At 33.4% G+C, this 17,898-nt stretch carries 13 protein-coding genes; 8 read left to right on the plus strand and 5 right to left on the minus strand.

Annotated features, from left to right (window positions below; genetic code table 11):
• Positions 1-259: 259 nt before the first annotated feature.
• Positions 260-2,332 carry a TonB-dependent receptor family protein gene (locus G7034_RS03115; RefSeq protein ID WP_166399504.1) on the minus strand — a complete coding sequence of 691 codons (2,073 nt, stop codon included), beginning with the start codon at positions 2,330-2,332 and terminating at the stop codon, positions 260-262.
• Positions 2,333-2,526: 194 nt separating this feature from the next.
• Here G7034_RS03115 and G7034_RS03120 point away from each other — a divergent pair, with 194 nt between their 5' ends.
• The gene (locus tag G7034_RS03120; RefSeq protein WP_166399505.1) at positions 2,527-4,224 is read left to right on the plus strand and encodes a M14 family metallopeptidase; all 1,698 of its coding nucleotides are present in this window, start codon (positions 2,527-2,529) and stop codon (positions 4,222-4,224) included.
• On the opposite strand, the gene G7034_RS03125 is transcribed toward G7034_RS03120, so the two are convergent.
• Positions 4,211-4,816: an NUDIX hydrolase gene (locus G7034_RS03125; RefSeq protein WP_166399506.1), complete on the minus strand. Its 606-nt coding sequence runs from the start codon at positions 4,814-4,816 to the stop codon at positions 4,211-4,213. The genes G7034_RS03120 and G7034_RS03125 overlap by 14 nt on opposite strands.
• An 8-nt stretch (positions 4,817-4,824) precedes the next feature.
• Here G7034_RS03125 and pyrE point away from each other — a divergent pair, with 8 nt between their 5' ends.
• Together pyrE and G7034_RS03135 are read left to right on the plus strand one after the other, a co-directional pair.
• Entirely contained in the window at positions 4,825-5,472 is a 648-nt protein-coding gene (pyrE, locus tag G7034_RS03130; RefSeq protein WP_166399507.1) for an orotate phosphoribosyltransferase, read from the plus strand.
• 8 nt (positions 5,473-5,480) lie between these two features.
• Positions 5,481-5,873, plus strand: coding sequence for an SRPBCC family protein (locus G7034_RS03135; RefSeq protein WP_166399508.1), 393 nt, complete (start codon positions 5,481-5,483; stop codon positions 5,871-5,873).
• Positions 5,874-6,025: 152 nt separating this feature from the next.
• Here G7034_RS03135 and G7034_RS03140 read toward each other — a convergent pair whose 3' ends face one another.
• Positions 6,026-6,754 carry a biotin--[acetyl-CoA-carboxylase] ligase gene (locus G7034_RS03140; protein WP_166399509.1) on the minus strand — a complete coding sequence of 243 codons (729 nt, stop codon included), beginning with the start codon at positions 6,752-6,754 and terminating at the stop codon, positions 6,026-6,028.
• Between the two features lie 77 nt (positions 6,755-6,831).
• Here G7034_RS03140 and rsfS point away from each other — a divergent pair, with 77 nt between their 5' ends.
• Both rsfS and ftsH read left to right on the plus strand, forming a co-directional pair.
• Complete coding sequence (gene rsfS / locus G7034_RS03145; RefSeq protein WP_394351932.1) at positions 6,832-7,218, plus strand: ribosome silencing factor; 387 nt, start codon at positions 6,832-6,834, stop codon at positions 7,216-7,218.
• Positions 7,219-7,229: 11 nt separating this feature from the next.
• A complete protein-coding gene (gene ftsH, locus G7034_RS03150) occupies positions 7,230-9,365 on the plus strand; it encodes an ATP-dependent zinc metalloprotease FtsH (protein ID WP_166399511.1) in 2,136 nt (711 codons plus the stop codon).
• A gap of 271 nt (positions 9,366-9,636) precedes the next feature.
• Here the strand turns inward: ftsH and rocD are convergent, their stop codons facing one another.
• Positions 9,637-10,917, minus strand: a complete 1,281-nt coding sequence (gene rocD / locus G7034_RS03155; protein ID WP_166399512.1) for an ornithine--oxo-acid transaminase — start codon at positions 10,915-10,917, stop codon at positions 9,637-9,639.
• 280 nt (positions 10,918-11,197) lie between these two features.
• Between rocD and G7034_RS03160 the strand changes: the two genes are divergently transcribed.
• The 3 genes from G7034_RS03160 (at position 11,198) to G7034_RS03170 (ending at position 16,648) form a co-directional block, all read left to right on the plus strand.
• On the plus strand, positions 11,198-12,265 hold the full coding sequence (locus G7034_RS03160; RefSeq protein ID WP_166399513.1) for a helix-turn-helix domain-containing protein: 1,068 nt from the start codon (positions 11,198-11,200) through the stop codon (positions 12,263-12,265).
• Between the two features lie 456 nt (positions 12,266-12,721).
• The gene (locus G7034_RS03165) at positions 12,722-15,568 is read left to right on the plus strand and encodes a TonB-dependent receptor (RefSeq protein WP_166399514.1); all 2,847 of its coding nucleotides are present in this window, start codon (positions 12,722-12,724) and stop codon (positions 15,566-15,568) included.
• Between the two features lie 12 nt (positions 15,569-15,580).
• Positions 15,581-16,648 carry a tyrosine-protein phosphatase gene (locus G7034_RS03170; RefSeq protein WP_166399515.1) on the plus strand — a complete coding sequence of 356 codons (1,068 nt, stop codon included), beginning with the start codon at positions 15,581-15,583 and terminating at the stop codon, positions 16,646-16,648.
• Between the two features lie 206 nt (positions 16,649-16,854).
• Here the strand turns inward: G7034_RS03170 and holA are convergent, their stop codons facing one another.
• Complete coding sequence (gene holA / locus G7034_RS03175; protein WP_166399516.1) at positions 16,855-17,865, minus strand: DNA polymerase III subunit delta; 1,011 nt, start codon at positions 17,863-17,865, stop codon at positions 16,855-16,857.
• Positions 17,866-17,898 lie beyond the last annotated feature (33 nt).

The raw sequence follows: 17,898 nt of genomic DNA on the forward strand, positions 1-17,898 counted from the left end.
CGTAGCTATGGTTTCTTTTTATAATGAAACAGAAAGGGAAAAAGGGCGTTTTATTGCGGTAATTTCAATTGATAAATGGTATAACCAAAGACATGTTCAGAATTCCAATCCATAAGATTCCGCATCTCGTTATCGCTCGTGCGGAATGACAAAAAAGTAAAGGGGGTATGCGGTATCTCCCTGTAATGAGAACAAAACTATCAATTCAAAAATAATCCCGCATTTTATTGTAAAGGCGTTTGATCCAAACGCCAATACTTTAAAAATCATACACAAAATTTATGCTTCCAAAATAATTTCTAGGTAAGCCAGGATAGAAGGAACGCGGCGCTGCTCCTCCAAAACCTACGGCATTAGGAAGCACGCTAGCTACATAATTTTGGTCTAATAAATTATTCACACCAAGGCTAATTAACGACTTAAGTTGGGGGTGAATTTGCCACTGATAATCCAATTTCAAATTAATGAGTTGATAGCTTGGAGCAAATTGAGAATTTGAGTCATTTACTGGAGTGTTCCCTACGTAACTCCAGTTAGAAAAAAAGCGCCAATGCCTAAATAATAAGGCATCTAAACCTAAGTTAATCTGTTCGCTTGGTATTCCCGTAAGGTCATTGCCTGAAAAATCTTCCTCTCCGTCAACAAAGTCTCTAAATTTAAAAAAATTAAAAGCTCCAGAAAGATAAGGTTCTATGTAAATTTGAGAAGCAATTCCTACAAAAGATTTTAAAACAACTTCAATTCCGTCATGTCTTGTTGATCCAGCATTTTTTCCTACAAACCTGTCCTCTTCTATGCGTTCAGCTACAATTAGGTTATTCACATTCATTCGGTAAACATTTACTTCAGAAGTAAGTTGATTGCTCAACCAATTTGCTTTCCAGGCTAGCTCATAATTCCAAGCTTTTTCAGGGCTTAAGTCTGTATTAAACAAGCCTTCTTCCGTTAGGCTTTCAGCAACCGTAGGCACAGAAAAACCTTTACTTACTGAAGCTTGAATGTTTTGGTTTTTGCTCAGCAAATAACTGAGCCCAACTTTGGGTAAAAATTGAGTACCATACGAAAAGTTTCCTGAGGTATCGCTACCATCATTTAAAAATAAATCTTCCAAGAGATATTGGGTAGAATTAACAGCGAAGCCAAAATCTAAATACCACTTTTCACTAACCTCATAATTAGCATCAACAAAATAATCAATATAAAAGCGTTCTTGTCCGAAGTTTGTAAGCAAATCGCCACGCACACTTCCTTGATTATTATAATCTTTGTATAGGTTTTCGGAAGTTGAACTTGAATAAAACTCTTGCATAAATTCTGTTCCAAACTGAAGTTTTAGTTCATTTCCAAAAAGTTTCTGATGGTAATCAAAAACACTTCGCACTCCAAAAGAAAAATTAGCTTCAGCAAGGATATCAAACGGGCGAGGTTCATAGCTGTCTCTAAAATTCATGAAAATTGAAGTGGAATTTTTTAAATTAGCTAAAAATTGATGCTTTAAATTTGAACCCAAATTAAGGCGATTGTAGGACTCAAAACCACGAGATTCTAACCAATTGCTGAGCGCAATTTCTGGGTTATTTTGAAAATCTGTTGGAGTAATAGAGCTTGGAATATAGGCTTTGAGTTTTGTATATACACCTAGAAAACTAAGGCTGGTATTCTGACTAGAAGCAAGCCTAGCTTTAAAATTGATTGATTCTCTTTCATATTCGCTATTTTGCCTAAAACCATCCAATTGCATAGTGGAATAACTCACTAAATAATTTGTATTCTCATCCTGAATAGTAGCTATTGCATTATAGCGTTGGAGCCCAAAACTTCCAGTGGTGTAATTTACTTTTGCTTGACTTCCAGTTTTAATGGATTCTTTATGTTTTAATTGAAGTACACCCCCTAGTCCGCTGCCATAAATTGTAGCATTGGGGCCTTTTATCACTTTCAACTCAGCTAAGTTTTCTAAATCTATATCTTCAAATATACTTTCGCCATTTCCAAAAGTAATGGGGATGTCATCCAAGTAAACCTTCAATCGGTTTGTAGAAAACTGTGATCTTGCTCCAATACCTCGTATAGTAATACGATTCGTATTAGTACTACCCTCTTGCATATAGATCCCTGGAATACGATTTAAAACTGGAGTTAATAAAACATTATTAGCTCTATTGATTTCCTTTTCGTTAACCAAATAAATAGGTGAAGTAGTTTTTCTGGGGTCTAATTCTAATTTTGTAGCTAATTGAATGGTATCTAATAAAGTAGTATCTTTTTGTGAAAAACAAAATTGTAAATTGAATAAAAGAAGTATTCCTATAAGTAAGAATCTATTTTTCATTTTTTTAAATACAAAAAAAGGACTTCAACATGAACTGTTGTCTTATTTTGAGATAAAAATAACGATTTGAATTTTACTGACTTTTTAGACTAGTCAAATTAAATAATAAAGCTTGCAAATCATTTTAAATAGCAAACTTAAAAACAATTAATAATTTTTTATAGTTTAGTAAGCTCTAAGAAATACTAAAAACTATGAATAAACTATTTTACTTAATTGTAGGATTTATTATGAGCTTTCCAGTTTTGAGTCAGTCGAAGCTTGAAATAGCTAATCTTGCAAATAACAAAACAGCAACTTATCAAGAATTCATTGGTTTTTTAGAAGAAATGGCTTCTAAACATCTGTTTATAAATTTAGATACCATTGGAAACACGGATGCTGGTATGCCCATTCATTTAATTCAAATTGAACCCAGAAAAAGTAGTTTGTCAAAAATATTGATTAATAACAATATTCATCCTGGTGAAAGCGATGGTATTGAAGCGACTATACGTTTACTTAAAAATTATTCAGAAGAAAAATTAAACCGTCCAGCACACACGCAAATTAATATCATTGCTTGCTATAATATTGGTGGTATGCTAAATAGAAATAGCACCACAAGGGTTAATCAGAATGGGCCAGAAGCCTACGGGTTTAGAGGTAACGCAAGAAACTATGATTTGAATAGAGATTTTGTAAAAGCAGATACTAAAAACGCCTTTGCTTTTTATAAAATATTTCATTTGGTCAAGCCCGATATTTTTATAGATAATCATGTAAGTAATGGAGCAGATTACCAATATACACTAACCCATTTATTTAGTCAGCACAATAAGCTTGGTGGGCCCTTAGCCGATTATCAAGAAAAAAAAATGATTCCGTATATTACTAAAGAATTAAATAAAAAAGGAATTCCATCAACTCCTTACGTTAATGTTTACAATGCCCCACCAAATAATGGCTTTTCTCAATATTTAGACACACCTAGATATTCTAGTGGCTATACCTCACTTTGGCATACGCTTAGTTTTATGATTGAAACACATATGCTTAAAAACTATGAAAAACGTGTTATGGCCACCTATGAAACATTAATAGAAAGTATTAACTTTTTAGACGCTAACTATCAAACGATAAAAACAAAAAGAAGAGCACAAAAAGATTATTGGCAAAAGCAAGAATTATACCCCCTGCATTGGAAAATTGACTCAACTAAAATCACCAATTTTGAATTTAAAGGTTATAAATACACTTACGAAAATAGCCAAGTAACTGGATTTAAGCGATTAAAATACTTGAACCACCAACCTGATAATTTTGAAATAGACTATTACAATAATTACAAAAGCAGTAAGCATGTAAAGCTTCCAAAATTTTATTTAGTTCCCCAGGCTTGGGAAAGAGTTGTTGAGCGCTTAAAAGCAAATGAAGTTGAGCTTATTAAATTGAAAAAAGATAGCCTAATTGAAGTGACTGAAGTGAAAATAAAAGACTACAAAACATTAAAAAATCCTTATGAAGGTCATTACCTTCACTACCATACTAAAACCGAGGAAAACCAAAACAAACTTACTTTTAAGAAGGGGGATATTTTAGTGGACCCTAAGCAATCCGCAATTAGATATATCGTTGAAGTTTTGGAACCAGAGGCCACCGATTCATTTTTTAATTGGAATTTTTTTGATACTATTTTACAAAGAAAAGAAGGCTTTTCTCCCTATGTTTTTGAAGACTTAGCTTATGAAATACTGATGAAAAATTCAAGCTTAAGAAAAGAATTTGAAATACTGAAAAGTAAAGACGAATCTTTTGCAAAAGACCCGAACGCTCAATTAAATTGGATTTATAAAACAGCGGAGCTACAAGAAAAAGAATATTTGCGTTACCCTATTTTTAAGATTTATTAGTTTGGTAAAGTGAAAATAGTTGCTTGATATTGGCATAGGAGTTTTCTAAAGCTTTTTCTGTCTTTTTTTTAGCTTTCCACTTAGCTTCTGTAATACCTTCTTCAAGTTGAGGCGTTAACTTCGTATCAGAATCGGAATACATCTCAAACCAAAAAGTTTCTTTCAACCTATATTTTCCTTTGCGTTTCATAATGTGATAGGTGACGGTTAGAAATTTTGTGATTTCCAACTGATCTATGCCTGTTTCCTCTTTCACTTCTCTTATAGCACACTCTTCCATAGTCTCACGTCTTTTTTTTCCACCTTTAGGCAAATCCCAACGCTGATTCCTGAAAATGAATAAAATTTCGTTTTTAGAATTAACAACTAATCCCCCCCCGGCAGAAATAGTCTTTAATTTTTTCTTTAAGTGCTTTAAAAGCTTTTTTTCTTTTTTATGGTAAAGGTTAATATAAAAATATTTGCCATTTTTTATATCTTTAATTAAAGATTTGATTTTCACTTTCTTGATTGGGAAATTAACATATCCCGTACCAAAATTTTCTTCAGTAGAAAGAATTATTGGAATGTCGTTAAGAAAAACTTTGTACATTTGCACTTATGATTTTAGATGAACAAACCGCCAAAAAAACAGCCGAATTACTATTGCAAATTAAAGCAATAAAATTGAATCCTCAAACCCCTTTTACATGGGCAAGTGGATGGAAGTCTCCAATTTATTGTGACAATAGAATTATTCTTTCTTACCCAAGTATAAGAAATTATGTTGCTCATGAAATAGCCAAAGGTATTGAAACCAAATGGGGAAAACCCGATGTTGTTGCAGGAGTTGCCACAGGTGCAATTGGTATTGGGGCATTGGTTGCAGACGTGCTAGGCTTGCCTTTTGTTTATGTACGTCCAGAACCTAAAAAACACGGTAGAAAAAATCAAATTGAAGGTCACTTAGAGCAACACCAAAATGTAGTGGTGGTTGAAGATTTAATTAGTACTGGTAATAGCAGTATTAACGCTGTTAATGCTTTAAAAAGTGAGGCAAATGCTAGAATTAAAGGAATGTTTGCAATTTTTACATACGGGTTCAATACTTCTGTTGAAAATTTACAAAATGCCGAAATTGATTTTTTAAGTTTAAGCAATTATGAATTTTTAATTCAGCAAGCTTTTGATACCAACTATTTAAATAACAAAGAATTAAACACCTTAAAAAGTTGGCGATTAGATCCCGCAAACTGGAATAACAAATAAATAAAAAAATGCATTTAGAAAGCCCAGAAGTAAAAATTAGCAAAAGCCAAAAAGAGATATTTGACTTTTTAATTAGTGTAGAAAATTTTGAAAAAATAATGCCAGAAAGCATTGAAAAGTTTGAACTTCTTGATCAAGAAAGCTTTTTGTTTCAACTTAAAGGAATGCCTGTTTTAAAATCACAACTTAAAGAAAAAACTGATTACTCGAAGATTATCTTGGGGGCAAAGAGTGATAAATTACCTTTTACATTAACCGCAAACATTGAAGAAATTGCTGAAAATTCTTCGAAATTCCAGTTGATTTTTGAAGGAGAGTTTAATGCAATGATGAGTATGATGATTAAATCGCCCATTAAAAAATTCATCAATACATTAACTGAAAATATTCAAAAACTTTAAAAATAAATTTACTCCTTTATAATTGTCAAATTGGTTTGGCTTAAAATGGGCTCAATAAAAACATGAAATAAACTTTGCGCTTTTTAACGCTAAAGAACATGCACTATAATTTAGTTTTCAAAAATTAAATAATTGTGTAGTCCATTGATTTTTTAATAAATTAATTTGATTTCTTTTACATCAAAATCTTGTATTAACCGATCTTCAAACTCAACTACCAACCTACCGTTTTTATTTACTTTTCTAATTATTCCTGGAAGAAATGATTCGTTAAGTTCAAACATAGAAGTTTTACCAAGCCTAAAAAGAAGTTGATGATAAGCTTGAAGAAGAAAATTAAAAGACATGGCATGTAATTGTTCCTCAAAGTCTTCAAAATGAAGAATTATTTGCCTAAAAAATTGATCTATATCAAAAGGACGTTGGCAAATACGTTTTAATGAACTTGCTTTTGGATGACTTTTAAAATCGGTTTGATTAAGATTAATACCTATTCCTATTACACTTCTTTTAATAAGATTAGCTTGTAAAATATTTTCAATAAGAATTCCTCCAATTTTTTTATTTTGAAGAATTAAATCGTTAGGCCATTTAAAAAGCAAATTAGTAATATCTTGAGATTTAAAAGCTTCATTTAGCTTCAAGATAGTTAGTAAATTGATTTTAAAAGTTTCTTCTATGCTTAAATTAATGTTCGGAAATAAAAATGAAAAAGTTAGGTTTTTATTAGGCAAACTAGACCATTTTGCGCCGAGTTGCCCTTTTCCTCCATATTGATTATCGGTAATTAAACAAACAGGAGTCGGTGTACTAATTTGATTAAAATAACGCTTGATTTCATCGTTGGTTGAAGCGCATTTTTTATGTCTAATAACTTTCAAAATCTGTACTATTTTTGAAGATAAATCTTTTGTTAAGAACCCCTATTATACAACAAAAAAACATAACTTTGCGTAAAATTTTAAAAATTATACAAGCATTGAACAATAATCATACTGATCAACTTATTACGCAGGTTATAAAGGGAATAGAAGAAGTAAAAGGTGAAGATATTGCCATTTTAGATTTAAGAAAATTAGACAATACCGTGTCTGATTATTTTATCGTTTGTAGCGGAAGCTCGAATACCCAAGTAGATGCTATTACTAACTCCATTAAAAAAACAGCAAGTAAAGCGCTTCAAGACAAGCCGTTTAGCGTAGAAGGTGCAGAAAATTCTGAGTGGGTAATTATGGATTACATCAATCTAGTAGTGCATGTTTTTCAAAAACAGATTAGAGAATATTACGCAATAGAAGACCTTTGGGGCGATGCTGAAATAACAAATATATCAACAAATTACTAATTGAAATTTAGATGAGTTCTACTAATAAGAAAAGTAACAACAAAAATTCGGGCAAGAAATCTATTAATAATAAATCAGGTAAACCCAAAAAACCAAAGTTTAGTTCATGGTGGATATATATTGGGATTATTGCCATATTTATAGGTGTACAACTATTTGGTGGCAGCGGTTTTAGCAAAATTCAAGAAACAAGTCCAAGCGAATTTGAAAGTTTTTTGAAAAATGGTGATATTGAACGTGTAGTTATTATTAAAAACAATCGTGTTGCTGAAGTTTACTTGAGCCCAGAAGCAAAAGAACAACCTCAGCACCAACGAGTAACAGATAATGAAGTTTTCCCTTCTCCTAACACTCCTCACTACGAATTTGAATTTGGAGATTTACAAAATTTTGAAAATAAAGTAAATTCAACTATTAGGGAAAATAACTTAGAAACTAAAGTTTCATTTGATACACGAACTAATGTTTGGGGTGATGTATTAATTGGGCTTCTTCCTTTTGTTTTGATTATTGGAATTTGGATTTTTATCATGCGAAGAATGAGCGGTGGAGCCGGTGGTGGAGCTGGTGGTCAATTATTCAATATCGGAAAATCAAAAGCTAAACTCTTTGATGAAAAAACTGATGTAAAAACATCATTTAAAGACGTTGCTGGCCTTGAAGGGGCTAAGGATGAAGTTCAAGAAATTGTAGATTTCTTGAAAAAACCTGATAAATACACCAACTTAGGCGGTAAAATTCCTAAAGGAGCTATACTTGTTGGTCCTCCAGGTACAGGTAAGACCTTATTAGCAAAAGCAGTTGCAGGAGAGGCAGGAGTACCTTTCTTCTCTTTGTCGGGTTCAGATTTTGTTGAAATGTTTGTAGGGGTAGGAGCTTCACGAGTTAGAGATTTGTTTAAACAAGCTAAAGACAAATCTCCCGCAATCATTTTCATTGACGAAATTGACGCCATAGGTAGAGCCCGTGGAAAAAATAATTTTTCTGGTTCAAATGATGAAAGAGAAAATACACTTAACCAACTGCTCACCGAAATGGATGGGTTTGGAAGTAAAACTAATGTTATTGTGCTTGCTGCTACCAACCGTGCAGACGTTCTTGACAAAGCTTTAGTGAGGGCGGGAAGATTTGACCGACAAATTTATGTTGATTTACCCGATTTAAACGAAAGAAAAGAAATTTTTGAAGTTCACCTGAAACCTTTGAAAAAAATTGATGATGAACTAGATACCGATTTCCTAGCTAAACAAACCCCAGGCTTTTCTGGTGCAGATATTGCTAATGTGTGTAATGAAGCTGCTTTAATTGCGGCTAGAAATGATCACAAAGCAGTTGGAAAACAAGACTTCTTAGATGCTGTTGACCGTATTATTGGTGGTCTTGAAAAAAAGAACAAAATCATGACTATAGACGAGAAAAAGGCAATTGCTTATCACGAAGCTGGTCATGCCACTGTAAGTTGGTTATTAGAGCACGCCGCTCCATTAGTAAAAGTCACCATAGTGCCTAGAGGACAATCGTTGGGTGCTGCTTGGTATTTACCTGAAGAACGACTAATTGTTAGGACTGAACAAATGCTTGACGAAATGTGTGCTACCATGGGAGGTAGAGCTGCAGAGAAAGTTATGTTTGATAAAATTTCTACTGGAGCTTTGAGCGATTTAGAGAAAGTGACCAAACAAGCAAAAGCTATGGTTACCATCTACGGCTTGAATGAAAAAGTAGGAAACCTAACTTATTACGATTCTCAGGGCCAAGAACCTAATTTCACAAAGCCTTACAGTGAAAAAACCTCTGAACTTATCGATCAAGAAATTTCGAAAATTATTGAAGAGCAATACAATAGAGCAATTAACATCCTTAAAGACAATAAAGATAAGTTGGTTAATTTAGCTGAAAAATTGCTAGAGAAGGAAGTAATTTTTAAAGATGATATGGAAAAAATCTTCGGAAAAAGACCCTTTAAGAAAAAGGAAATGGTTGAAAATAAAGCTTCAAAAGCTTCTCGATTAACTTCCGAAAAAAAGAAAGCTGAAGAAGACAGAAAAACTCCAACTACAAATGAAGAAGTTAAGGATGATAAAAATGGAGCTGAAGCTGAAGAAAATCTAAAAGAAAAGCCCGATAATAAGGCAGATAACAATTAATAAAAAAAAAATTTAACCCATAGGAGCTTATATTTTCCAGCAAGACGGAATATATAAGCTCTTTTCTTATTAGCTAACTAGAAGTTTTTTAGCTTTTTATCCAAAAAAAATGTAATACCGCGCTTTTCAGTAGCTTGAAAGATAAATTAGAATCGATTTTACAAGAAGGAATTTAAAAGTTGAAGAATAAAAAAATTGCTTAAAAATGAATGCTTTCAGCTATGAGCAATATTCATTTCTAAGCAATTTTAGAAAATGCTAAACTATAACATTATTTTTCAAATTCTTTTAAAGTATTCTTAATTATTGAAACACAATCTAATAACTGCTCTTTGTTAATCACTAAAGGAGGAGCAAAACGAATGATATTTCCGTGAGTTGGCTTTGCTAACAGCCCATTTTCCTTCAATGCCATACAAATTTTCCATGCTGTTGAAGAGTCTTCGGTATCGTTAATTACGATCGCATTTAGTAACCCTCGTCCGCGAACTAAATTCACAATTGAAGATTGATCTATATATTTTTGCAATTCAGAACGAAACAAATTACCTAAAGCTCTTGCATTTTGGGCAAGTTGTTCATCTTTTACAACTTCTAAAGCTTCCATTGCAACCGCAGCGGCAACTGGATTACCTCCAAAAGTAGAACCATGTTGTCCAGGTTGAATTACTTCCATAATAGTATCATCGGCTAAAACCGCAGAAACTGGATAAGCTCCACCAGATAAAGCTTTACCCAAAATGAGTAAATCGGGTCTTGAATAAGTAGGTTGTCGCTCACAGTGTCCTTGGCAATTACATTTACCACAAACGGCTAATAAAGCACCGGTCCTTGCAATACCGGTCTGAATCTCATCGGCCATAAAAAGCACTTCATTTTCATTACAAAGTCTTTTTACTTCAGGAATAAACGAATCTTGAGGTGTATAAACCCCAGCTTCACCTTGAATTGGTTCTACTAAAACACCCGCTATATTTTTATTATCACTTAAAACTTTTTCTAATGAAGCTGTATCATCATAAGCAATTTTAATAAATCCCGGTGTATAGGGGCCAAAGTTCTTTCTAGCTCCTTCGTCATTACTAAATGAAATTATTGTAGTTGTTCTTCCGTGAAAGTTATTTTCAAAAACTACAATCTGAGCTTCAGTTTCAGCAATTCCTTTTTTCTCGTACGCCCATTTTCTACAAATTTTAATCGCAGTTTCTACAGCTTCTGCTCCTGTATTCATAGGTAAAAGCTTATCAAAATTAAAGTATTCAGTAGCGTATTTTTCGAAAACACCTAATACATTATTATGAAAAGCACGAGAAGTTAGGGTAATCGTTCCAGCTTGTTTAGACATAGCACCAACAATTCTTGGATGACAATGCCCTTGATTTACAGCTGAATAAGCAGAAAGAAAATCGTAGTATTTTTTGCCTTCAACGTCCCAAACAAAAACACCTTCACCTTTTTTTAGCACTGCTGGTAAGGGGTGGTAATTATGAGCACCGTATTTATCTTCTAAGTCTATTGCTTGTTGAGAACTTTTAACGTCTTCTACTTTCATAGTTTTTTTGTTTTATAATCTTTAAAATTCAATTTTCGCAAAAATAACGAACTTCTAATCAATTATTCGTAAACCTATTTTAATTCAAACATTTTCGTCTTATTTATTTTAATTTTAAATAAGCTAGTTCAGTCAATTTCAGGAATATTATTTACTTCTCGAATACTTTACAATAACTTAAAGTTTAGACAAAATGATTTAACTGGTGTTTAGCAACATTTGTCAATTAAAAATTTGATGGTTTTTTAGTCAATTTAGTTTGTTTTTTTAATAATAGCAGATGACTTACATACTATTTATCGCCTTGTTTCAGTTTGCTGTTTTACTTCTGTTGCTGCTTACTTCTGGAAAACTGAAGAATACAGAACGCATAATTGCACTTTTCTTTTCATTTGCTATAGCTCATTTTCTCTTAAAGTTTTTGATCCTAACAGTTTTCCACAGAGTAGATTTATTCAGAAACCTAACTACCTGCTTCACCTTAGGCTATGGTCCTATTTTGTACCTCTATATCCTAAAGTTTTACAACTTGAAGCAAGCTCTTAAGAATTGGATACATTTCTTAGTTTTCTTTTTGGCTTCAGCTGTATATATTTATTTGATATTGTTTAGCTTTCTATACAATCAAATTCCTGAAACACTCTTATTTTATTACAGGATCTCTACAATCCTTGCTTATTACCTATCTATAACAACATATGGTATCCTTAATTTGAGAATTATTTACAAAAACAAACACCGCTACCAGGGTTTTGAATGGAAAAGGCTATTCATCATCAATTTACTTCTGTTTATACCGCCAATCATTAGCTTTGCATTAGGAGCATTGTTAAGTTCTGATGCCAATGAGCACTTTATCCCACGATCTATTATTTATATTTCGCTCATATCCATATCCGTGTTGCTCATGCAGCATTTGTATATTTTAAATAAAAAGAAAGAGGTTTTAAGAAAAAAAGAAATTACCTCAGGAAAATATTATAAGTCGGCACTTTCTAATGAGCAATTAAAACGCATTGCTGAACAACTAGAAACTTATATTAAAAATTCTAAACCATGGCTTAATGAAGACCTTTCTTTAGAAGTCTTATCCAAAAAAGCTGGAATACCAAAACATCACCTCACACAAGTTTTTAATTCGTACTACCACAAAAACTTCTATCAGTACATCAACAAATTCAGAGTAGAAAAGGCTAAAGAAATCATCATGGAAACCAACTCAAAAAAATCATTCATAGATATAGCTCATGAATGTGGTTTTAATTCTAAATCTTCATTCAATCGGTACTTTAAATCGTTTACACAGCAAACACCTTCAGAATTTAAAAAGAAAGCTCTTGCTTCTTGAAGCATTTAATTTAATATCTAATTAAATCGACTAGTACTGGTTATTCATTTCAATTTAGAGAAAAAACTTTTTCAAAATGAATTATGTTTCACAAGAAGAGCTTTGAGCTGAAGATATTTTTAGGTGTGAATTATGACTATAAAATTCATTCCAGCTCATTTTCTATTTGCTTAACCTGAATTAATGTTTTATTTACTTATTGATTGTAATTTATTAATAACAAACAAAGTATTCATAATCAACTATTTAAACAAATAAAAAGTGTCATATAATTGGGTAAAACTGTAAAATGGGTCAGGAAAATGGGTGTGACTTAAAATTTGATTTTCATGTGAATATTTGTGGAATAATAATTAAACAAATTAAGAAAACATGAGAAAAAAGCATTTTTTGAAACTTACTAAAAATAATAGATTGGGTATTTTAATCTTCGCGCTATTCATTTTTGGAACGTTTATGAATTACGCACAGAGCAACACCTCTAAATTAGAAGGTGTGGTTATAGACAGCTATGGCACTGTGCCTGGAGCTGAAATAAAATTGGAAGGCACCGAAATAGGAACAGTAACAGATTTGTCTGGTCGGTTTTCAATTAAAAATGTACCATCGGGTGAAACGACACTTAGCATAACTTTCTTAGGCTATCAGACTTATGAAAAAACCTTGAACCTAGAGGCGGGAGTTTCAATGGATTTAGGTGAAATTACCTTAAAAGAGGATTATAGCGAACTAAAAGAGGTAGTTGTAAAAAGTACCTACAGACCATCGCAAGCAAGAGCCTTATCAATTCAAAAGAAATCTGCAGCCATTATGAATGTTCTGGCAGCAGATGCTATTGGAAAACTACCCGACCGAAATGCAGCCGAAGCGGTTCAGAGGATTCAAGGTGTCTCAATAGAAAGAGACCATGGGGAAGGAAGATATGTAAGTGTGCGAGGTGCTCCTCTAAAATGGAACTCCAATCTTATCAATGGCAACCGACTACCAGCTGCTGTGGGGACGTCTGATGGCTTAGGGACAGGATCAGACCGATCAGTTCCTTTGGATATTTTTCCTTCAGAATTAATTCAATATGTTCAGTTGTCCAAAGCAATAACTCCAGATATGGAAGGTGATGCTATTGGAGGTTCGGTCAATTTTATTACAAGAACTGCGCCTTATGAAAGAACACTGAACGTAAACCTAGCTGGTGGATACAACAACCAGGCTCAAGACGGAAGCTATAACGCTTCTGTACTTTATGGCGATCGATTTTTTAACGATAAGCTAGGCATCATAATTTCAGGTGCCGCATGGGAGCGCAACTGGGGTACAGACAATTATGAAGTGGGATATAATGCTGATTTGGAAGACCCTAACCAGCAATTTTCTGTTAGTCAATTAGAGCTTAGAGATTATATAGGGAAACGCTCAACGTTAGGACTAAATGTTGGGGCAGAATACAATTTTAATGATGATCATAAAATCTTCTTTAGAGGAATTTCGACAAGTTTTGAAGATGATGAAAGATCTAGAGAATTCTTATTTTTATTCAATGAAGATGCTGCTCAAATCAGACAAAGAAAAGCCATTTGGGGCACCTACCTTAGCGGAGGAGAATTTGGTGGGGAGCATCAACTTACTGAAAAGACATCTTTGAGCTGGAAAGGGGCTACTTATAGAACTAAAGCTAATTTAGGATCTACTCCTACTCCAAATCCAGATGAAGGTGCAGGACTTTTATTAGGAATTTTCAGACAGCAAAATGTTGGCTTCCAAGGCCTTTCTCCTGATGGATATAAATACCTAGAGGGTGACGCTCCACAAGGGGTTGCCGGTGATCCTTTCAATAATATTCAGCCAAATATGGCAAATCCTCTTTCTCCAGACCAACTGTTTATTGAAAACTTATTGAATTTTGAACAGTCTAGTGAAGAACAAGATTATATAGGTCAGCTAGATGTAGAGCATGAAGCTTCAGATAAGTTGACATTCAAATTTGGTGGAAAATTTAGATCGAAAACCAGAAGTGAAGCCTCTCCCCTCACCATATTTGTCCCTGGTGCGCTTGTAGGGGTTCCAGATTCTCCTTTTCCATTCCTAAATAATTATGAAACTGAAGCATTTCCTAGCAACGGTGGCTTCTTAACAGAATTAGGTGAAAATTATAACGACCAGTTAGTCGATCAAGTAACACAAGATGAACTTCTTAACTTGTTCAGACCAGAATCTATCGATGAACTAAACGCCATAAGAATTCGCCAAGACGAAAATAACCCATCTTCAGCGGCAAGTTTTTTTGAAGGAACAGAAAATGTCTTTGCAGGATATGCAATGCTAACTTACAATATCAACGAAAAGCTTTCCTTCATTGGTGGTTTTAGAAACGAAATGACAAGCATAGATTATACGGGTAACAAAGTTATTTTAGATGAAGATGAGAATCCAAGTATTGTAGTGGCAGAAGGAAATAGAACCACAAACGCCTTTTTACCAATGGCGCATCTTAAATATTCGCCTGAAGACAACATCAATATTAGGGCAGCCTACACAAGAACTTTTGCTAGACCAAGTTTTGGTAGCTTAAACCCAGGCACAACTCAAAATGATGCTTTCCAGGTTATTTCTAGAGGTAATCCTGACCTGAACCCTACTTTTTCAGATAATTTTGATTTGATGGGTGAATACTTTTTTGATAACGTGGGTGTGCTTTCTGGAGGCGTTTTTTATAAGCGAATCACAGATGATATTTTCAACAGTACAAGTCAACAAAACATTAATGGCTTATTATACACCATTACAGAGCCAAGAAACTTAGAAAACGGTTATTTGGTAGGTTTTGAAGCAGGTTTATCTAAGCGACTTGATTTTCTGCCAGGAGTCTTGAGTGGTTTTGGTATAGATGTGAATTATACCTACACAGACTCTGAAGTAGATGTTCCTGTTTTTAATGTGAATGGCGCTGGCACTATTGAAAAATCAATTCTAAAACAACCTTTACCTAATCAATCTCAGCACCTTTACAATGCCTCTTTATTTTATGAAAAATACGGAATTCTAGCCCGTATTGCAGCAAACTACAAAGGAAAAAATGTTGTAGGGTTTTCAGAATTCGGCCCAGAACACAACCGCTGGTATGATGAAAATTTAACCATTGATTTTTCTGCCGCTTATGCCTTCAATAACAAAGTAAGGGTATTCTTGGAGTTGAATAATTTGACCAATGAACCACTGCGTTATTTCCATGGCAACGTTAACCGACCTGAACAAGTTGAGTACTACTCATTGAGAGGTCAACTAGGTATTTCTTATCAATTATTTTAATTAAAAAATCTTATGAAACTTAATTTTATAGTATTTCTTATCGCCATTTCTCTCGCTTCATGCGCAGATTATGAAAAAGGGGAGCAACCCCCAAAAACACTTACTACTGAAATAGACATTGTTCAAAATGAGACTGGTGAGTATGCCATGAATTTTCAAGATGAAAAAGAATGGAAAATGAGCGTGGCATCTTCTGCTGAAGAATTGGATTGGAACACTTTAGTTCCTGTGAAAGATTACCAACAAAATCCAGAAGCCACCACTAGACAATTTTTTGGATTTGTGAACAAGGAAGGTGATTCCTTAGTCTTCAGTAATAAAAAAATCATGCTTGAAGGTGCGCATAACTTTAGAGATTTAGGCGGTATGAAAACTGAAGATGGAAAACGAGTAAAGTTTGGAATGATTTATAGAGCTGATAAGCTTTCAGATATCACAGAAAATGATGTAGAAAAATTACAAAATTTAGGCATTAAAACCATTTGTGATTTAAGAACCACTTCTGAAACCACTGAAGAACCAGACCGTATCACAAGCAATGCCTCTTTTGCTTACTTCCATCTTCCTGTTGGCAAAGACAGCCTCATGGGTGGTGGTGGAGAAAAGGAAATGATAAAAGAAATCAAAAAATTTGATGCTGAAAAAAGCGCCGCATTTATGGCAGAAGCTACACGAGATTTTGCTGTTAAATTTAAAGATAGTTACAAGTCGTTGTATCAAAAACTAAACAAAAATGAAACACCACTGGTATATCATTGTACCGCTGGAAAAGACAGAACTGGCGTGGCCTCAGCTTTACTTTTAGATGTACTAGGCGTTAGCAAGGAAGACATTTATGCAGACTATCTGATGTCTAACTATTATCGCTACGCAGAAAACGAAGAAACGCTAGAAAAAGCTGCAGTTTACGGCATAGACCACACCACACTAAGACCCTTCATGGAAGTGAGAGAAAGCTATCTAGATGAAGCTTATGCTCAGATAAACAAGGAGTACTCTAGCGTCGAAAATTATTTTATAGAAGGTTTAGGGTTCACCCAAGACGACCTAGAAAAATTAAGAAGTCTTTTACTGTATTGATTTTCATCTGAATTCAATTGTTTTTTTTTACGCCAAAGCCTTTCCAAAATTCGGAAAGGCTTTTTTTATCGAATTAAGTAACTTTTGAACTCGTGAATAGAATCTATAGAAGTGACCCTATATTTTTGAAATTGTATTTGAGGGCTCTTTAAAAAATTAAATCCATTCTAAAATAATGCTTTTAAGCTACGCTGAGTACTTAATGATTAGCCCCTCATTACTTGGACCAAAAATGACTTAAGCAGATCACCATGAGGCATAACAGTAGAATTAACTCCTTTAGACTTTACATCGATTTCCCTTAACAATGAAATAGCTTTACTCACTTTTTTAAGGGGATAGTTTTTGGCTGCAATACTGTAATCTTTCGTAAAAAATGGATGCACACCAAGTTGTTTAGCTACATTAGTATTGGATTTGTCCTTTAAGGAATGATATATAAGTAGTTTTTCAAAATAACCAAAAAGCACTCCTACCGTAAATGGCAAAGGATTATTTTTTGAATTCTGCGCAAAGTAATGAATGATTTTAAAAGCTTTAATTTCATCTTTTAAACCTATAGCATTGGTTAATTCAAAATTATTAAAGTCTTTACTTATTCCTATATTTTCTTCAACAGCCTCAGGGGTAATTCTACTTCCTTGAGGTAAAATTTGCATTAATTTTTCTAATTCTTTATAAATCTTAGACAAGCTTGCTCCAAGAAATTCAACCAACATAGAACTTGCCTTTGGGTCTATGCTAAATTGATGTTGAGCCAAGGTTTGAACTATCCATTCAGGTACTTTATTATCATAAATCTTCGCTGTTTCATAATAAACACCTGTTTTTTTTATGGTTTTAATCACTTTCTTTCTCCCATCTGGTTTTTTGTATTTGTAACAAAAAACTAGAATTGTTGAGGGTTGAGGCTGTTCTGCATAAGCTTCTAAATGATCTAGTTGCCTGGATAAATCTTGGGCTTCTCTAATTATAATTACTTGGTATTCTGCCATCATAGGATATCGCTTAGCAGCTTCAACAATTTCATTCATGCTCACGTCTTTAGCATACAAGACACTTTGGTTAAAACCTTTTTCTTCCTCAGTAAGCACATGGTTTTCAATATATTTTGCAATTTGATCTACAAAAAAAGTTTCGTGCTCTCCTACCAAAAAATAGATAGGCGCGTATTTTTTTTGTTGTAAATCATTAAGTAATTGAGCTGCTTTCTTCATTATAGAACACTTATATTTGCAATAAACTTAAAA

Origin of the sequence: Psychroflexus maritimus (genome assembly GCF_011089875.1) — a bacterium.
GTDB classification, from domain to species: Bacteria; Bacteroidota; Bacteroidia; order Flavobacteriales; family Flavobacteriaceae; genus Psychroflexus; species Psychroflexus maritimus.